This is a genomic window from Streptomyces sp. NPDC050264 (assembly GCF_040655895.1).
In the GTDB taxonomy this organism is placed as follows: Bacteria; Actinomycetota; Actinomycetes; order Streptomycetales; family Streptomycetaceae; genus Streptomyces.
Window position 1 is genome coordinate 114,917 of sequence record NZ_JBFAKV010000002.1, and the last position, 17,827, is coordinate 132,743.

Sequence of the window (17,827 nt, forward strand, 5' to 3'; positions counted from 1 at the left end):
GCCGCACTCGACCCGCACCTGCGAGACGGCGGGACTTGGCAGACGCTCAGGGGCGCGGGGAACCGCGCGACCTGCCCCCGCCGGGCCGCGGCCAACGACGCGACGAGCCCTCCGCCCCCGGCGAAAACCCCCTCAGCCCGGCGACAGCCGGTACGCGTCCAGCGCCAACGTCATCTCCATAAGATCCCGGGGCCGCGACAACGACCGCGAGGTCAACTGCTCCAGCCGCCGCAGCCGGTTGAAGACCGTATTGCGGTGACAGTAGAGACGGCCCGCCGCCCGTCCGGCGGAACCCTCGCAGGCCAGCCACGCGTCCAGCGTCTCCAACAGCACGGCCCGGTCGGCCGGTTCGAGGGAGAGCAGTTCGCCGAAGACCCCGGACACCAGGCGCTGCGCCAGGTCCGGCTGGCTGACCACGAGCGCCGTCGGCATGTGCTGGTCGAGGCGTACGACGCCGGTCGTGTCCGGCGGGCAGGTGCGCAGGGCGAGTTCGGCGAGGCGGCGCGCGTGGCCGAGTTCGGCGAGTCCGGTGACGACGGGACTGACCCCGCCGGGCCCGGGGCAGCGCCCGTCGAGCAGCGCCGCCAGCTCGGCGAGGTCCCGGCCCGCGCCGAGCGCGACCACGCCGACCTCGCAGTCCGCCCGCATCCGCCAGACGAACCGGAACCCCGGGTCCTGGATCCGCCGGTGGAACGCCTCCCGGCCGTCCCGCCGCTCCGCCCGCAGCACGATGACCGCGTACGGGCCGTGCTCCGGCAGATCGAGCCCGGCCGCCGCACGCGCCGCGAGCCCAGGAGCGGGGCGGCCCTCCAGGAGCGCGTCGAGCAGCGCCTGCATCTGCTCGTCGGTGCGCCGCCGCAGCTCCAGCTCCGTGGCCCGGTACGCCTCCGACGCCGCCTCGGCCTGCGCGTCCACCGCCGCCCACACCATCGTCGCGGAGCGCATCAGTGCCGAGAGGCGGTCGGGTTCGCCGCCCGCGCGCTCCATCAGGGCGTCCCAGACGAGATAGCCCGCGTTGCGGTACGCGTGGACGAGCAGGTCGAGGGGGAGGCCCTGCCCGGCCCGGCGCCGGCCCGCCTCCTCCGCGTACGCCAGATCCCTGCGCGGTGAGTCGCGGGGCGCCGAGATCGTCTCGACGCCGATCCGCATCGCCTCCTCGGCCTCCCGCCACTGGACGTCGTACGGCAGCACTCGCGCGTACACGTCGGAGAACGCGGACAGTTGCCGCAGATGCTCGTCGACCAGCTCGGGCACCCGATCGAGCAGCGTCGTGCACGCCTCCTTCAGCAGTTTCCAGTCCTGCCCGGTGCGATGCCTGCGTCCGCCCAACGCCCCTCCCCAACGGCCAGTAAAGCGACGGCAAAGGACTTTCCCGCTTGTGCGGAGGATGCCACCCCGCGGCCGTCCCCGGCAGGCCCCTGACACGGGGTCTTGTGCGCGTGCACAACCGAGGCGGGCGGGGGCTGGGCCCGCGCAGCGATTCCCGGGCCGCCCGTGGACGGGCCGCTCGCACGGTGCTGTCGTGAGCGCCACCGGTCCAGGGAGGGACACAGAGTGACCGATGTTCAAGGGGAGGGCCTCGCCGTCGACGACGTGTCGGTCGGCTACGGCCCCGTACGCGCTCTGCGCGGCGTGACGCTGAAGGTGCCGCAGGGTGCCGTCGTCGCCGTGCTCGGCGGCAACGGCGCGGGCAAGACGACGCTGCTGCGCGCCGTCTCGCGCACGCTGGGATTCCACGGTGGGACGGTCACATCCGGCGAGGTGCGGTTCGGCGGGCGCCGGATCAGCGGGCTGTCCGCCGACCGGGTCGTGGCCGCAGGAGTCTGTCAAGTACCGGAAGGGCGACGGGTGTTCGCCCGGATGACCGTCGCCGACAATCTGCGGGCCGGCGCGCTCGGCGCGACCGGCTCGCGCGCCGACAAGGCGGCCGCGCTGCGCCGCGTCCACGAACTGTTCCCGGTCCTCGCCGACCGGGCGGCACAGCGCGCCGGGCTGCTGTCCGGCGGCGAGCAGCAGATGCTGGCGGTCGCCCGCGCACTGATGGCGGGCCCCCGGCTGCTGCTGCTCGACGAACCGTCCCTGGGGCTTGCCCCGTTGATGGCGGCCCGTATCGCCGACACCATCCGCGAGATCAACGCCCAGGGCGTCTCCGTCCTGCTCGTCGAACAGAACGCGGCCCTCGCGCTGCGCCTCGCCTCGCACGCCTACGTCCTGGAGGTCGGCGAGATCACCCTGCACGGCCCGGCCGGCGAACTCGCGGACTCCGACGAGGTGCGCCGCCGCTACCTGGGCGTGGTCGACGAGACAGCCGCGGCGGACGCCTCCGGCGGGGCTTCGCACGCACCGGTGCTGCGGCGCTGGGGAGGTGACGCCCGATGACGACACCGACCACCACCGGCGTACTTCCGCTGAGAGTGCGGGAGTTGACCGTGCGGTTCGCCGGTCTGACCGCTCTCGACGCCGTCAGCTTCACCGTCGCACCCGGCACCGTGCACGCCGTGATCGGACCCAACGGGGCCGGGAAGTCCACCTGCTTCAACGTGCTGTCCGGCGTCTACCGGGCCACTTCCGGCAGCGTCCACCTCGGTGAGCAGGAGGTCACCGGGCTGCCCCCGCACCGCATCGCCGACCTCGGCGTGGCCCGCATCTTCCAGAACCTCGCCCTGCCGCCGCGCGCCACGGTCGCCGACAGCCTGCTGCTCGGCCGCCACCGGCTGACCCGCACGGGCTTCGTCGCCGCCGGGCTGCGCCTGCCGACAGCCGTACGTGAGGAACGGCTGCACCGCGAACGCGTCTGCGAGATAGCGGAGTTCGTGGGCATCGCCGACCAACTCTCCACACCCACAGGGGCCTTGCCCTACGGACAGCAGAAACTCGCCGAACTCGCCCGCGCCTTGTGCATGGAACCCAGTGTCCTGCTGCTCGACGAACCCGTCGCCGGGATGACGGCCGACGAGCGACGCCGTACCGCCGCCGTCATCGCGGGCGTCCGCGACAGCCTCGGCATCTCCATCGTTCTGGTCGAACACGACATGGGAGTCGTCATGCGCCTCGCCGACGAGGTCACGGTCCTCGACTTCGGCCGCCGGATCGCCGGCGGGTCGCCGGACCGCGTCCAGAACGACCCGGCGGTGATCCAGGCATACCTGGGCGCACCCGCCGAGGGTGAGACGAAGGGGGAGGTCTCCGCGTGACCACGTTCCTCGAACTCCTCCTCAACGGCCTCTCGATGGGCTCCGTGTACGCGCTCATCGCCCTCGGCTTCGTCGTCATCTTCCGCGCCACCGAGGTCGTCAACTTCGCCCACGCCTCCCTGCTGCTGGCCGGCGGCTACGTCACCGCCTCGCTCCACGACGACATCGGCTTCTGGCCCGCGCTGGGCGTCGGCATCGCCGCCGCCGCGGTCGTCGGCGCCGCCGTCGAGTTCTGCGTGATGCGGCGCTACCGAGGGCACGACCACAGCGTCCTCGCCATCGTCACCATCGGCGTCGACATCCTGCTCACCACCGAACTCACCCGCCGCCTGGGCACCGACGTCCTCTCGCTCGGCGACCCGTGGGGCGACGCCGTGCTCACCGTCGGCGGAGTGTCGATCGCCCACACCCGGATCGCCGCGTTCGTCGCCGCCGCCCTGCTCATCACCGGCTTCCTGCTCGTCTTCCGCTACACGTCGTGGGGCGTCGCGATGCGCGCCGCCGCCGAGAGCAGCGAGACGGCCGCGCTGATGGGCGTACGCCTCGGCCGGGTGTCGCTCGGCGCGTGGGCCGTGGCCGGCGCTCTCGCCGCGGTCGCCGCGCTGTTCCTCACCGTGTTTCCGACACCGGGCCTGGAGCGGGCCACCTCCCTCGCCGCGCTGAAGGCCTTCCCCGCCGCCATCCTCGGCGGGCTGGACTCCACCACCGGCGCGCTCGTCGGCGGCCTCGTCGTCGGCGTCACCGAGTCCCTCGCCACCGGCTACCAGAGCGAACTCGCCTTCATGGGCAGGGGACTCGGCGATCTCGCGCCCTACCTCGTGATGACCGTGATCCTCCTGCTGCGGCCCTCGGGGCTCTTCGGTACGAAGGAGCTGGCCCGTGTCTGACACCCTCGCCCCCACGGAGCCCGCGCGCCGCACACCGTCCGGCACCTTCGCCCGGTCGCTGCTCACCCGCCGCCGCCGCTTCGCCCTGGCTCTGTGCGCGCTGCTGCTGCTCGCCCTGCCGTTCTACCTGGACCGCTTCTGGCTGCAGGCGGGACTGTTCGCGATGGCCGCCGCGATCGGCGCCATCGGACTCAACCTCCTCACCGGCGCCACCGGCCAGCTCTCCATGGGCCACGCGTTCTTCCTCGCCGTCGGCGCCTACGGATACTGCGTGTTCGCGGGCGAGCGCGGCGAGTCCGTCAACGGGCTCGGGCTGCCGGCGTGGCTCGCCGCCGTCCTCGCGGTGCTCGTCGCCGGGGTCGCGGGCGGCCTGTTCAGCCCCATCGCGGGCCGCCTCAAGGGCGCGTACCTCGGTATCGCGACGCTCGCGCTCATCTTCATCGGGCAGCACGTCCTGTTCAACGCCGAGGAGCTGACCGGGGGCGCCAACGGCCGCGACGTGCCCGCCATGAGCCTGTTCGGCCTCACCTTCGACGACCGTGCGCTGACCGTCGCGGGCGTGCCGTTCGGGTCGGCCGAGAAGCTCTGGTACCTGGGGCTGCTGCTCACGCTCGGCTGCGGTCTGTTCGCCCGCGGAGTGCTGCGCGGCCGGCCGGGCCGCGCCATGAACGCCATCCGCGACCACCGCATCGCCGCCGGCGTCCTCGGGGTGCCCGTCGCCCGCTACCGCGGGGCCGTCTTCGTCCTCTCGTCGATGTACGCGGGCCTGGCCGGCGTACTGCTCGCCCTCGTCTTCCAGCGCACGGTGCCCGACTACTTCGGCATCACGCTCTCCCTCGAATACCTCGCCATGATCGCCATCGGCGGGCTCGGATCGGTGGCGGGCGCGGTCGTGGGCGCCGCGTTCGTCTCGCTGCTGCCCCAGATCCTCACCCGCTACAGCGACGCCCTGCCGCTCGTCTCCGCCCCCGGCACCGGAGGCGTCGCCCCCGGCGAAGCCGCCCGCTACCTCTACGGCGCCGCCGTCGTGGCAGTGGTCCTGTTCCTGCCGGGCGGCCTGGTTCAGCTCGCCGCCCGGCGCGCTCGGAAACACCCTCAGGAGGAGTCATGACCGCCCGTACTGGCCGCACTCGCACGCTCACGGTGACCGCCGTGGCCGCGCTGCTCGCGCTGACCGCCGCGTGCAGCTCCAAGGCCGAGGACGGGGGAGGAGACGACAAGCAGAGCGCGGGCGGGGTGAAGACCGGCCCGGGCATCTCCGGCAAGACGATCGACCTCGGCGTCCTCACCGACATGACCGGCGTGTACGCGACGCTCGGCAAGAGCGTCACGCAGGCGCAGCAGCTGTACGTGAAGCAGGTCAACGCCGACGGCGGGATCTGCGGCTACCAGCTGAAGCTGACCGTCCGCGACCACGGCTACGACCCGCAGAAGGCCGTCGCCGGGTACACCGAGCTGGCGCCGAAGGTCCTGGGGTTCACCCAGTTCATCGGCTCGCCGTTCGTCGCCGCCGTGGAGAAGCGCATCACCGGCCAGGACAAGGGCCTCGTCCTGCCGCAGGCCTGGTCGTCGAACCTGCTCGGCAGCCCGTACGTGCGGGTCATCGGATCGACGTACGACATCGAGACGATCAACGCGATCGACTTCCTGATGAAGGAGAAGGGCCTCAAGAAGGGCGACAAGCTCGGCCACGTCTACTTCGAGGGCGACTACGGCGAGAGCGCCCTCAAGGGCTCGAAGTACATGGCGCAGGAGGCCGGGCTCACCGTCGTCGAGCAGAAGATCAAGCCGACCGACAACGACATGACCGCGCAGGTCGCCGCCCTGAAGAAGGCGGGCGTCAAGGGCATCGTGATCAGCGCGGGCCCGCGCCAGGCGGCCTCGCTCGTCGGCGTCGCGGCCGCCGCGAAGCTGAACGTGCCGGTCATCGGCAACAACTCGGCGTACGCCCCGCAGCTCCTCGGCACCCAGGCGGCCCCGGCCCTGCTCGCGAACTACTACGTGGCCTCCCCGTCGCTGCCCATCGGCGCCGACACCGCCGAGGCGAAGAAGCTCGTCGCCGACTACAAGAAGGCGTATCCGAAGGACTCCCTCGACAACGGCGTCGTCGCGGGCTGGACCGCAGCGGCCGTGTTCGGTGAGGCCCTGAAGAAGGCCTGCGAGAGCAAGGACCTGACCCGTGAGGGCGTCGACAAGGCGCTCCTGACCCTGAGCTCCTTCGAGAACGGCTTCGGCGTCACCCAGGACTTCAGCGACCCCAAGGCCCCCTCCTCCCACGAGTCGGTGATCCTGCGGCCCGACAAGACCGCGGTGGGCGGCATGAAGGTGGTCCGCGAGGCGGGTGAGTCGGCGGAGGCGAAGGCGTACACGCCGACGGCCGGCTGACCCGCCAGGACCTGGCGCGCACACAGAAAGCGGTGGGCCCGAGCCAAAAGGCTCGGGCCCACCGCTTCACGCGTTCCGCGGAGTGCTACGGCTGGGCCGCCCGCGCCTCGCGCCGGTTGTCCCGGAAGTTGTTCACCCGGCGTGCCGTCGCGAACAGGGGGATCACCGCGCCGAGGACGAGCTGCAGCGCGCAGCCGGTCTGCAGCAGGAGCTGGCCGCCGGGGGCGTCGAACGCCCACGCCGCCAGCAGACCCATGCTGAGCACGATCCACGACAGCATCGCGACCGCGAGGCGGCCCCGGGGCTTGGGGTACTCGACGCGGCTCACCATCAGCCACGCGGTGCCGATGATCGCCAGGAGCGTCGCCACGAAGGGCAGCTCCAGGAGCACGATCGAGACGACGGTCAGTGCGCCGAACGGCGAGGGCATGCCCTGGAAGGTGCCGTCCTTCACCGTCACGCACGAGAACCGCGCGAGCCGCAGCACCACCGCCAGCAGCACCACGATGGCGCCGACCGCCGCGACTCTCTGATGCGCGTCATTGGCGACCATGCCGTAGACGAGCACGAAGTACGCGGGCGCGAGCCCGAAGCTGATCAGGTCCGACAGGTTGTCCAGCTCGGCGCCCATCGGCGACGAACGCAGCTTGCGGGCCACCAGACCGTCGAACAGGTCGAAGATCGCGGCGGCGAGCATCAGAATCACCGCGGTCGCGGCACTGCTCCGGGCCATGCCCGAGTCGTTGCTGCCCTGGATGTGCGGGATCAGGATGCCGGTCGTCGTGAAGTAGACCGCCATGAAGCCGCACGTGGCGTTGCCGAGCGTGAGGGTGTCCGCTATCGACAGGCGCAGTGAGAGCGGCATCTCCTCCGCGTCGTCCGCCTCGTCCGTCTCCGGCACCCAGCCGGCCTGAGTGTCGTCAGTCACGGTCAAGTCGAGTCACCCCAGCCGTCGTCTTCTGCCCGACCTCCACGTCGATCTCCACGCCCTCCGGCAGGTAGATGTCGACGCGCGAACCGAACCGGATCAGACCGATGCGCTCGCCCTGCTCCACCTTCGTGCCCCGCGGGATGTACGGGACGATCCGGCGGGCGACTGCACCGGCGATCTGGATCATCTCGATGTCACCGAGCTCGGTGTCGAAGTGCCAGACGACGCGCTCGTTGTTCTCGCTCTCCTTGTTGAACGCCGGGACGAAACCGCCCGGGATGTGTTCAACGGACGTCACGGTGCCCGCGAGGGGTGCGCGGTTCACGTGCACGTTCAGCGGGCTCATGAAGATCGCGACGCGGGTGCGACCGTCCTTCCACGGCATGATGCTCTGCACCACGCCGTCGGCCGGGGAGATGACCCGGCCCGGGGCGATCTCGCGCTCGGGGTCGCGGAAGAACCACAGCATGCCGGCCGCCAGGGCGGTGGCCGGGACGGCGAGTGCTGCCGCGTTCTTGGAACGGCGCGAACGGGCCAGGCTGAGGGCAGCCGTGGCGACAGTCGGGAGAAGCCACGGCGATGCTCCGCGCGCAAGGCGACCACCGAGGAAGCCGTCGCGAGGTGCAGAGGTTTGGCTGTGGGGCATGGATGACCTTCGTAGCGGATGAGGCCGCGCTGGTTACGGGGGGACGGCGGCTTTTCCGGTGAATGCTATCGGTTGCGAGCCACAACTGGGCAAGCCAGGAAGCCGAGTCGGCGGCCGAAGAGTGTTGACGGGGTGTGACCTTCTTCGCGAAGAAAACACCCCGAAATGGGACATCTCACCAGGCTCAGCCCTGGAGGCGATACTCTTCGAGCAGTCGACGACCAATGATCATTTTCTGGATTTCGGCGGTACCTTCACCGATCAACAGCATCGGCGCCTCACGGTAGAGGCGCTCGATCTCGTACTCCTTCGAGAACCCGTATCCCCCGTGGATCCGGAACGCGTCCTCCACGACTTCTTTGCAGTATTCGGAGGCCAGGTACTTGGCCATTCCTGCTTCGAGGTCGTTTCGTTCCCCTGAGTCCTTTTTGCGTGCGGCATTCACCATCATCGCATGGGCGGCTTCGACCTTGGTGGCCATCTCGGCCAACTTGAACTGGATCGCCTGATGCTGCGCGATGGGCTTGCCGAAAGTGTGGCGTTGCTGGGCATAGGAGACGCCCAGTTCGAAAGCACGTTGTGCGACGCCACAGCCACGCGCCGCGACATTGACACGCCCGACCTCGACGCCGTCCATCATTTGGTAAAACCCTCGGCCCGTCTGTCCGCCAAGTACGCGATTGGCTGGAATACGTAGGCCGTCCATGATCAACTCGGTGGTGTCGACGCCCTTGTAGCCCATCTTGTCGATCTTCCCGGGGATGGTGAGGCCGGGCCGGACCTCGCCGAATCCGGGCTCCTTCTCCACAAGGAAGGTCGTCATCGACTTGTGGGGGGCCGTGCCCTCCGGATGACCTTCATCACTCCGCGTGAGAACCGCCACAAGTGTTGACGTGCCACCGTTCGTCAGCCACATCTTCTGACCGTTCAGGACGTACTCGTCGCCGTCCTTGACCGCCTTCGACGTGATCGCCGACACATCCGAGCCCAAGGCCGGCTCGGACATGGAGAACGCGCCGCGCACCTCGCCGAGCGCCATCCGCGGCAGGAAGTGGTCCTTCTGCTCCTGCGTCCCGTGCTGCTTGAGCATGTACGCCACGATGAAGTGCGTGTTGATGATGCCGGAGACCGACATCCAGCCCCGCGCGATCTCCTCCACGCACAGCGCGTACGTGAGCAACGACTCGCCCAGCCCCTCGTACTCCTCCGGGATCATGAGCCCGAACAGGCCCAACTCCTTGAGCCCGTCGACGATCTCCTGCGGGTACTCGTCGCGGTGCTCCAGCTCGGTCGCGACCGGGATGATCTCCTTGTCGACGAACTCCCGTACCGTGGACAGGATTTCGCGCTGGACATCGGTGAGACCGGCGGTCTGGGCGAGTCGGCTCATGACTACTTCTCCGTGCTCTTCGAAGGGGCGTTGAGCTCCGGGCGACCGGGCTGCTCGCCGCCGCGCTCCTTGATGTACGTCTCGGTCGGCACCATCACCTTGCGGCGGAAGACGCAGACGAGCGTGCCGTCCTGCTTGTAGCCCTTGGTCTCCACGTGGACGATCCCGCGGTCCGACTTCGACTTCGAGGGCGTCTTGTCGAGGACCGTCGTCTCGCCGTAGACCGTGTCGCCGTGGAAGGTCGGTGCCACGTGCTTGAGCGACTCGACCTCCAGGTTGGCGATCGCCTTGCCCGAGACGTCTGGCACGGACATGCCGAGCAGCAGGGAGTAGATGTAGTTGCCGACGACGACGTTCTTCCCGAAGTCGGTCGTCTTCTCCGCGTAGTTGGAGTCCATGTGGAGCGGGTGGTGGTTCATCGTCAGCAGGCAGAAGAGGTGGTCGTCGTACTCGGTGACCGTCTTCCCGGGCCAGTGCTTGTAGACGTCCCCGACGGTGAACTCTTCGTAGGTGCGGCCGAATTGCATGGTCTTACGCCTCCGGGGCTTCGAACTTCGACGTGCGCTTCATGCCGGCCGCGCGTCCCTTGCCGGAGATGACCAGCGCCATCTTGCGGCTGGCCTCGTCGATCATCTCGTCGCCGAGCATCGCCGAGCCCTTCTTGCCGCCCGCCTCGGACGTGCAGTAGTCGTACGCGTCCAGGATCAGCTCGGCGTGGTCGAAGTCCTCCTGCGACGGAGAGAAGACCTCGTTGGCCGCCTCGACCTGGCCGGGGTGCAGCACCCACTTGCCGTCGAAGCCGAGGGCGGCGGCGCGGCCCGCGACCTCGCGGAAACCGTCCACGTTCTTGATCTGGAGGTAGGGGCCGTCGATCGCCTGGAGGTCGTTGGCGCGGGCCGCCATCAGGATCTTCATCAGGATGTAGTGGTACGCGTCGGCGCCGTAGCCGGGCGGCTGCTCGCCGACGACCAGGGACTTCATGTTGATGGAGGCCATGAAGTCGGCCGGGCCGAAGATGATCGTCTCGATGCGCGGCGAGGCTTCGGCGATCGCGTTGACGTTGTTCAGGCCCTGCGCGTTCTCGATCTGCGCCTCGATGCCGATCTTGCCGACCTCGAAGCCCATCGTCTTCTCGATCTGGGTGAGGAGGAGGTCGAGCGCGACGACCTGGTCGGCCGTCTGGACCTTCGGCAGCATGATGCAGTCGAGGTTCGGGCCGGCGCCCTCGACGACGGTCACGACGTCGCGGTAGGTCCACTCGGTCGTCCAGTCGTTGACCCGCACGACGCGCGTCTTGCCCGTCCAGTCGCCCTCGTTGAGGAACTTGACGATGGTGTGCCGGGCCTCCGGCTTGGCGAGCGGCGCGCAGGCGTCCTCCAGGTCGAGGAAGACCTGGTCGGCCGCCAGACCCTGGGCCTTCTCCAGGAAACGCGGGTTCGACCCGGGAACCGCGAGGCAGGAGCGGCGCGGCCGAAGTCGGTTGACAGGGCTGGTCATGCGGGGACCTCCAGAGGGTCGAGCTTGTTCGCTAGCCGGATCTCGTCGACGATACGGCCGATGATCTCCGTGATACCGAAATCCTTGGGTGTGAAGACGGCGGCGACGCCCGCCCGCTTCAGGTCCTCGGCATCGGCGTTGGGGATGATGCCGCCGACGATCACGGGGATGTCGGTGGCGCCCGCGTCGCGCAGCCGGGTGAGGACGTCCGGCACCAGTTCGGCGTGCGACCCGGACAGGATCGACAGGCCGACGCAGTGCACGTCCTCGGCGAGCGCGGCGGACACGATCTGCTCCGGGGTGAGCCGGATGCCCTGGTAGACCACCTCGAAGCCGGCGTCGCGGGCCCGTACGGCGATCTGCTCGGCGCCGTTGGAGTGGCCGTCCAATCCCGGCTTGCCGACGAGCAGGCGCAGCTTGCCGCCGAGTTCGTCGCCGGTGCGGCGGACCTTCTCGCGGACCAGGGCGAGCGGCGTGCCCTGCTCGGCGGTGACCGCGACCGGCGCCGACGAGACCCCGGTGGGCGCCCGGAACTCCCCGAAGACCTCGCGCAGCGCGTGCGACCACTCGCCGGTCGTGACCCCGGCGCGGGCGCATTCGAGGGTGGCCTCCATGAGGTTCTCGGTGCCCTCCGCCGCCTCCTTCAGACGCTCGATGGCCTGCTGGGTGGTCGGGTAGTGGAACGGGTCGCCCAGGCCCTGCCGGTCGCTCGACTCCTGACGCGTGGTGCGCCACTCGCCGACGGCCCGCACGACGCGCGCCTCGACCTGGTGGTCCACCGTCATGATCGCCGCGTCCAGATCGGCGGTGAGCGGGTTCGGCTCGGTCGACTCGTAGATGTTGACGCCGACGATCTTCTCCTCGCCGCCCTCGATCCTGGCCCGCCGCTCGGCGTGCGAGGAGACGAGCTGCGACTTCAGGTACCCCGACTCGACGGCGGCCATCGCGCCGCCCATCTCCTGGATCCGGTCGATCTCGGCGAAGGACTCGGCGACCAGCGCGTCGACCTTCTTCTCGATGACGTGCGAGCCCGCGAAGATGTCCTCGTACTCCAGGAGGTCGCTCTCGTGGGCGAGGACCTGCTGAATGCGCAGCGACCACTGCTGGTCCCAGGGCCGGGGCAGCCCCAACGCCTCGTTCCAGGCGGGGAGTTGCACAGCGCGGGCGCGCGCGTCCTTGGACAGCGTCACGGCCAGCATCTCCAGCACGATGCGCTGGACGTTGTTCTCCGGCTGGGCCTCGGTGAGGCCCAGCGAGTTGACCTGCACGCCGTACCGGAAGCGGCGCTGCTTCGCGTTCTCGATGCCGTACCGCTCGCGCGTGATCCGGTCCCAGATCCGCCCGAACGCCCGCATCTTGCACATCTCCTCGATGAAGCGGACACCCGCGTTCACGAAGAAGGAGATGCGGGCCACGACGTCCCCGAACTTCTCGGCGGGGACCTGCCCTGAGTCGCGTACGGCATCGAGAACGGCGATGGCGGTGGACATCGCGTACGCGATCTCCTGGACCGGTGTGGCCCCCGCCTCCTGAAGGTGGTAGCTGCAGATGTTGATCGGGTTCCACTTGGGGATGTGGGACACCGTGTAGGCGATCATGTCGGTCGTCAGCCGGAGGGAGGGGCCCGGCGGGAAGACGTGCGTCCCCCGGGACAGGTACTCCTTGACGATGTCGTTCTGCGTCGTGCCCTGGAGCGCCGCGATGTCGAGGCCCTGCTCCTCCGCGACGACCTGGTAGAGCGCCAGAAGCCACATGGCGGTGGCGTTGATGGTCATCGAGGTGTTCATCTGGTCCAGGGGGATGTCCTGGAACAGGCGCCGCATGTCACCGAGGTGGGAGACCGGCACGCCGACCCGGCCGACCTCGCCGCGGGCGAGGATGTGGTCCGGGTCGTAGCCCGTCTGGGTCGGCAGGTCGAAGGCGACCGACAGGCCCGTCTGGCCCTTGGCGAGATTGCGCCGGTACAGCTCGTTGGACGCCTCGGCCGTGGAGTGGCCGGCGTAGGTGCGCATCAACCACGGCCGGTCCTTCTGACGCTCAGTCATGAGCCGGTGAACCTCCGGGAGTTCAGACGTTGCGGAAGCGGTTGATGGCGTCGATGTGCTGGGCGCGCTTCTCGTGGTCGCGCACGCCCAGGCCCTCCCTCGGCGCGAGCGCGAGGACGCCGACCTTGCCCTGGTGGACGTTGCGGTGGACGTCGTGGGCCGCCTGCCCGGTGTCCTCCAGCGAGTACACCTTCGAGAGCGTCGGGTGGATCTTGCCCTTGGCGATCAGGCGGTTGGCCTCCCACGCCTCGCGGTAGTTGGCGAAGTGCGAGCCGATGATGCGCTTCAGGGACATCCACAGGTAGCGGTTGTCGTACTCGTGGGTGTAGCCCGACGTCGAGGCGCAGGTGACGATGGTGCCGCCCTTGCGCGTGACGTACACGGAGGCGCCGAAGGTCTCGCGGCCCGGGTGCTCGAAGACGATGTCGACGTCCTCGCCGCCGGTCAGCTCGCGGATGCGCTTGCCGAACCGCTTCCACTCGCGCGGGTCCTGGTGGTGCTCGTCCTTCCAGAACTTGTAGCCCTCGGCGTTGCGGTCGATGATCGCCTCGGCGCCCATCGCCCGGCAGATGCCGGCCTTCTGCTCGTTGCTCACGACGCAGATCGGGTTGGCGCCGCCGGCCAGCGCGAACTGCGTGGCGTAACTGCCGAGTCCGCCGCTCGCGCCCCAGATCAGCACGTTGTCGCCCTGCTTCATGCCGGCGCCGTTGCGGGAGACCAGCTGGCGGTACGCGGTGGAGTTGACGAGGCCGGGGGCCGCCGCCTCCTCCCAGCTGAGGTGGCCCGGCTTCGGCATCAGCTGGTTGGACTTCACGAGCGCGATCTCGGCGAGGCCGCCGAAGTTGGTCTCGAAGCCCCAGATGCGCTGCTCCGGGTCGAGCATCGTGTCGTTGTGGCCGTCCGAGGACTCCAGCTCGACGGAGAGGCAGTGCGCGACGACCTCGTCACCCGGGTTCCAGGCGTTCACGCCGGGGCCGGTGCGCAGGACGACGCCCGCGAGGTCGGAGCCGATGATGTGGTACGGCAGGTCGTGGCGCTTGGTGAGCTCGCTCAGCCGGCCGTAGCGCTCCAGGAAGCTGAAGGTGGACACCGGCTCGAAGATCGAGGTCCACACGGAGTTGTAGTTGACCGAGGAGGCCATCACGGCCACCAGGGCCTCGCCCGGGCCGAGTTCGGGAACCGGCACGTCGTCCAGGTGGATCGACTTGCGCGGGTCCTTCTCGCGGGTGTCGAGCCCGGCGAACATGTCCGCCTCGTCCTTGTGCACGGTGATCGCGCGGTACGAGTCGGGCAGCGGCAGGGCGGCGAAGTCGGCAGACGTGGCGGTCTGCGACTGAATCGCGTCCAGGATTTCCTTCACGATGGTGCCTCCGGCGATGAGCGTCGAGGGAAACGCTGAGTCGGGGTTGTGTGGCTGCGGGGTGAGTGGTGCGTGCCGTCGGTTCGGCGGGGTGGTGCGGTGGCAGCGCTTGGTGTGGCGCGGAAGGTTGCCTGTGACGCAGGCGTCCGGGCGCGCGGGCCACGGTCGGTCGCGGCTTGCGGGGACAGCCGGCGTACGGAAGTTCTCTGCACGCCGGCCGCCCGGACTTCCTTCAACGTATGGCACACCGTGACAGCTCGCAAGGCACTGCGTGCCATCAATTTCGCTCAGGTGAAATATTTACGCAACAGGTGAGCGATGATCGATCATTAGAGGTCAGGGGCTGGTTACCTGGAAGTAAAGGGATCGATGATCGATCAGCGGGCCGACCGGGCCGAGAAGCGGGACATGCGAAAGGCCCCTGACGTGGCACTGCGTGCCAGGTCGGGGGCCAGGGGGGGGCGGGAGAGGGCTGACGGGCCCTAACGGTTGCGGAGGGCTTCCTCGATCGTGCGCATGACCTCCGGGAGCGGAGCGTCGGTACGGGCCACCGCCACCAGCACCTCGCCCGAGTGCGATACCTGCGCGGGTGCCTCGGCGGCGGGGGTGCGGCCGGCCCCGATGCCGGTGCCGAACGTACGGCGCACGATCGCGAAGGCGTGGTCGAGCTGCGTCTCCACATCGCCCTGGCCGCCGGCCCGGAGCCAGCGGCGCAGCACGTGGTTGTGAGCGGTGACGACGGCGGAGGCGGCGACCTCGGCGAGCAGCGGGTCGTCGTTGCCGTCGTGGTGCGCCTGTTCGTCGAAGTGGCCCAGCAGATAGCGGGTGAACAGGCGCTCGTAGCGGGCGACCGAGGCGATCTCGCGCTCGCGCAGCGTGGGCACCTCACGGGTCAGCCGGTAGCGCTCCACGGACACCGCGGGCGACGCGGCGTACATCTTCATGACTTCCTTGATGCCCCGGCAGACGGTGTCGAGCGGGTGCTCCAGCGGCGGTGCCGCGTTCAGGACGGCCTCGGCGCGCACCAGGGTGTCGTCGTGGTCCGGGAAGATCGCCTCTTCCTTGGAGCGGAAGTGCCGGAAGAACGTGCGGCGTGCGACGCCGGCCTGCGCGGCGATCTCGTCGACCGTCGTCGCCTCGTACCCCTTCGTGGCGAACAGTTCCATCGCCGCGGCCGCCAGCTCACGGCGCATCTTGAGCCGTTGGGCGGCAGCCCGGTTGCCTGCGGCGCTCTCCGGAGCGTCGGGCGTAGCGGAGGTACGGGAGAATTGGGCGGCCTTATGAGCGGGCGTCATGCCCCGAACGTACTGCATGTACGTTCCCAAACGCTCCCCGGTAAACGGGCTGCCCGATGCTCCGAGCAGCCCGCCCCAATCGGACCCGGCTCCCGTGTCCGGCTCAGCGCCGGGCATATTCGCGGAAGCCACGGCCCGTCTTGCGGCCGAGGCAGCCCGCGGCCACCAGGTGTTCGAGCAGCGGCGCGGGCGCCAGGCCCGGGTCGCGGAACTCGCGGTGCAGCACCTTCTCGATCGCAAGCGAGACATCCAGGCCGACCACGTCGAGCAGTTCGAACGGTCCCATCGGGTATCCGCCGCCGAGCTTCATCGCGGCGTCGATGTCGTCGAGCGAGGCGTAATGCTCCTGGACCATCTTGATCGCGTTGTTCAGGTACGGGAAGAGCAGCGCGTTCACGATGAACCCGGCCCGGTCGCCGCAGTCCACCGGGTGCTTGCGGATCCGGTGGGTGAGATCGCGGACGGTGGCGTGCACATCGTCCGTGGTCAGCACGGTCCGCACCACCTCGACGAGCTTCATCGCCGGCGCCGGGTTGAAGAAGTGCATACCGATCACGTCCTGCGGGCGCGCGGTGGCGCTGGCGCAGGCGACGACGGGCAGCGACGAGGTCGTGGTGGCGAGGATCGCGCCGGGCTTGCAGACCTTGTCGAAGGCGGCGAACAGCTGCCGCTTGATCTCCAGGTCCTCGGCGACCGCCTCCAGCGCCAGATCGACGTCGGCGAACGCGTCGTAGGACCCGGCGGGGGTGATGCGGGCGAGCGTCTGCGCGGCCGCGTCCGCCGTCATCCGCCCCTTGTCGACGGAGCGCGAAAGGGACTTGCCGATACGGGACTTGGCCTTCTCCGCCTTCTCCTCGCCGCGGGCGGCGAGGACGACGTCGTAGCCGGCCTTCGCGAAGACCTCGGCGATCCCGGAGGCCATCGTGCCGGAGCCCGCGACCCCGACGGAGCGGACCGGGCGGGCGGGGGGTGCGGCCTCCTCGGCCGACGGCGTCAGGGCGTCCCGCACCACGACCGAGCTGCCCGGCTCCTCGTACGTGTAGAAGCCGCGGCCCGCCTTGCGTCCGGTCAGGCCCGCCTCGGTGAGCTGCTTGAGGACCGGCGCCGGCGCGTGCAGCCGGTCGCGGGACTCCGCGTACATGGCGTCGAGGACGGTCCGGGCCGTGTCGACGCCGATCAGGTCGAGCAGGGCGAGGGGACCCATGGGCAGGCCGCAGCCCAGCTTCATCGCGGCGTCGATGTCCTCGCGGGAGGCGTACTTGGCCTCGTACATGGCGGCGGCCTGGTTGAGGTAGCCGAACAGCAGCCCGTCGGCGACGAACCCGGGCCGGTCGCCCACCGCGACGGGCTCCTTGCCCAGTTCGAGCGCGAGATCGGTGACGGCGCCCACGGCGACGGGCGCGGTCAGCACGCTGGAGACGATCTCGACGAGCTTCATCGCGGGGGCCGGGTTGAAGAAGTGCAGTCCGAGGACGCGCTCCGGCCGGGCGGAGTCGGCGGCGAGCCGCGTCACGGACAGCGCGTTGGTCCCGGTGGCGAGAATCGTCTCCGGCCGCACGATGCCGTCCAGGGCGCGGAAGACCTGCTGCTTGATCTCGTACGACTCGGGGACGACCTCGATCACCAGGTCGGCGTCGGCCGCGGCCTGCAGATCCGTGAACGTGCGGAACCGGGCGAGCAGCTCGGTCCGCTCCTGCTCGGTGAGGTGCTCGCGGCGCACCGCACGCGCCGTCGAGGCCTCCAGTGACAGGGCGGCCTGCGCGGTGGCTGCCGCGCTGATGTCGATGCCGACGACCTCGCGCCCTGCGCGGGCGAGGACCTCGGCGATGCCGGTGCCCATGGTGCCGAGGCCGACGACGGCCACGGTAGAGATGCGGGACAGGGGAGCGTCCATCCGGGAACTCCAGAAGTGAGGGTGACGACCGGGGCGTACGCGGGAGCGCCGAAAAAGTCGTGCGGCGCAGCGGCGTACGGAGAGGTGAACGTGCCGTGCCGCTCGGTGCTGCCGCGCACGGAAAACCTGAAAACCGACCGGCCCTGTCCCGGAGCCATGCCGTCCTGCTCGAACTTCGGTAGCGCGTACCGAACCGACTGCACTCGCGGCGGCTGCGTCACCAGGCCGCCCGGAGTGGTGCTGCGGGAAGTGTGCCCCGCTCACATGAGATTAACCGGCGAGTAACGAGCGCGCCAGCCCCCG

The 17,827-nt window shown here is 69.7% G+C and carries 14 protein-coding genes and 1 pseudogene; 5 read left to right on the plus strand and 10 right to left on the minus strand.

What is annotated here, in order from left to right:
* Positions 1-132: 132 nt before the first annotated feature.
* The gene (locus AB0J02_RS03380; RefSeq protein WP_363191854.1) at positions 133-1,329 is read right to left on the minus strand and encodes a helix-turn-helix domain-containing protein; all 1,197 of its coding nucleotides are present in this window, start codon (positions 1,327-1,329) and stop codon (positions 133-135) included.
* Between the two features lie 225 nt (positions 1,330-1,554).
* Between AB0J02_RS03380 and AB0J02_RS03385 the strand changes: the two genes are divergently transcribed.
* Genes AB0J02_RS03385 through AB0J02_RS03405 form a run of 5 tightly spaced genes read left to right on the plus strand, consistent with a single transcriptional unit; the run spans position 1,555 to position 6,466 of the window.
* Positions 1,555-2,379 (plus strand): ABC transporter ATP-binding protein, encoded by an 825-nt coding sequence (locus AB0J02_RS03385; protein ID WP_363191855.1) that lies wholly within the window; start codon positions 1,555-1,557, stop codon positions 2,377-2,379.
* On the plus strand, positions 2,376-3,194 hold the full coding sequence (locus AB0J02_RS03390; protein WP_363191856.1) for an ABC transporter ATP-binding protein: 819 nt from the start codon (positions 2,376-2,378) through the stop codon (positions 3,192-3,194). Before AB0J02_RS03385 ends, AB0J02_RS03390 begins: the two co-directional genes overlap by 4 nt.
* Positions 3,191-4,081: a branched-chain amino acid ABC transporter permease gene (locus tag AB0J02_RS03395; protein ID WP_363191857.1), complete on the plus strand. Its 891-nt coding sequence runs from the start codon at positions 3,191-3,193 to the stop codon at positions 4,079-4,081. Before AB0J02_RS03390 ends, AB0J02_RS03395 begins: the two co-directional genes overlap by 4 nt.
* A 58-nt stretch (positions 4,082-4,139) precedes the next feature.
* Positions 4,140-5,192, plus strand: coding sequence for a branched-chain amino acid ABC transporter permease (locus tag AB0J02_RS03400; RefSeq protein ID WP_363192191.1), 1,053 nt, complete (start codon positions 4,140-4,142; stop codon positions 5,190-5,192).
* Positions 5,189-6,466: an ABC transporter substrate-binding protein gene (locus tag AB0J02_RS03405; RefSeq protein ID WP_363191858.1), complete on the plus strand. Its 1,278-nt coding sequence runs from the start codon at positions 5,189-5,191 to the stop codon at positions 6,464-6,466. Before AB0J02_RS03400 ends, AB0J02_RS03405 begins: the two co-directional genes overlap by 4 nt.
* Positions 6,467-6,551: 85 nt before the next feature.
* Here AB0J02_RS03405 and pssA read toward each other — a convergent pair whose 3' ends face one another.
* The 9 genes and pseudogenes from pssA to AB0J02_RS03450 all read right to left on the minus strand — a co-directional run bounded on the left by pssA (position 6,552) and on the right by AB0J02_RS03450 (position 17,524).
* Positions 6,552-7,367: a CDP-diacylglycerol--serine O-phosphatidyltransferase gene (pssA, locus tag AB0J02_RS03410; RefSeq protein ID WP_363192192.1), complete on the minus strand. Its 816-nt coding sequence runs from the start codon at positions 7,365-7,367 to the stop codon at positions 6,552-6,554.
* Positions 7,368-7,386: 19 nt separating this feature from the next.
* Positions 7,387-8,043: a phosphatidylserine decarboxylase gene (locus tag AB0J02_RS03415; protein ID WP_363191859.1), complete on the minus strand. Its 657-nt coding sequence runs from the start codon at positions 8,041-8,043 to the stop codon at positions 7,387-7,389.
* Positions 8,044-8,227: 184 nt separating this feature from the next.
* Entirely contained in the window at positions 8,228-9,433 is a 1,206-nt protein-coding gene (locus AB0J02_RS03420) for an acyl-CoA dehydrogenase family protein (protein ID WP_363191860.1), read from the minus strand.
* 2 nt (positions 9,434-9,435) lie between these two features.
* On the minus strand, positions 9,436-9,960 hold the full coding sequence (locus AB0J02_RS03425; protein WP_363191862.1) for a MaoC family dehydratase: 525 nt from the start codon (positions 9,958-9,960) through the stop codon (positions 9,436-9,438).
* Between the two features lie 4 nt (positions 9,961-9,964).
* Positions 9,965-10,930, minus strand: coding sequence for a CoA ester lyase (locus AB0J02_RS03430; RefSeq protein ID WP_363191863.1), 966 nt, complete (start codon positions 10,928-10,930; stop codon positions 9,965-9,967).
* Positions 10,927-12,981: pseudogene (locus AB0J02_RS03435) on the minus strand (protein meaA); the annotation flags it as partial. The gene AB0J02_RS03430 and the pseudogene AB0J02_RS03435, both read right to left, overlap by 4 nt.
* 16 nt (positions 12,982-12,997) lie before the next feature.
* Positions 12,998-14,335: a crotonyl-CoA carboxylase/reductase gene (gene ccrA, locus AB0J02_RS03440; protein WP_363191864.1), complete on the minus strand. Its 1,338-nt coding sequence runs from the start codon at positions 14,333-14,335 to the stop codon at positions 12,998-13,000.
* Positions 14,336-14,817: 482 nt separating this feature from the next.
* Positions 14,818-15,630, minus strand: coding sequence for a TetR family transcriptional regulator (locus AB0J02_RS03445; protein ID WP_363191865.1), 813 nt, complete (start codon positions 15,628-15,630; stop codon positions 14,818-14,820).
* A 103-nt stretch (positions 15,631-15,733) separates the two neighbouring features.
* Positions 15,734-17,524, minus strand: coding sequence for a 3-hydroxybutyryl-CoA dehydrogenase (locus AB0J02_RS03450; RefSeq protein WP_363191866.1), 1,791 nt, complete (start codon positions 17,522-17,524; stop codon positions 15,734-15,736).
* Positions 17,525-17,827 lie beyond the last annotated feature (303 nt).

Coding starts and splice junctions, on each gene's coding strand:
- AB0J02_RS03390 (WP_363191856.1), top strand. CDS start 2,376: ATGACGACACCGACCACCACCGGCGTACTTCCGCTGAGAGTGCGGGAG.
- AB0J02_RS03405 (WP_363191858.1), top strand. CDS start 5,189: ATGACCGCCCGTACTGGCCGCACTCGCACGCTCACGGTGACCGCCGTG.
- AB0J02_RS03415 (WP_363191859.1), bottom strand. CDS start 8,043: ATGCCCCACAGCCAAACCTCTGCACCTCGCGACGGCTTCCTCGGTGGT.
- AB0J02_RS03420 (WP_363191860.1), bottom strand. CDS start 9,433: ATGAGCCGACTCGCCCAGACCGCCGGTCTCACCGATGTCCAGCGCGAA.
- AB0J02_RS03425 (WP_363191862.1), bottom strand. CDS start 9,960: ATGCAATTCGGCCGCACCTACGAAGAGTTCACCGTCGGGGACGTCTAC.
- AB0J02_RS03430 (WP_363191863.1), bottom strand. CDS start 10,930: ATGACCAGCCCTGTCAACCGACTTCGGCCGCGCCGCTCCTGCCTCGCG.
- AB0J02_RS03445 (WP_363191865.1), bottom strand. CDS start 15,630: ATGACGCCCGCTCATAAGGCCGCCCAATTCTCCCGTACCTCCGCTACG.
- AB0J02_RS03450 (WP_363191866.1), bottom strand. CDS start 17,524: ATGGACGCTCCCCTGTCCCGCATCTCTACCGTGGCCGTCGTCGGCCTC.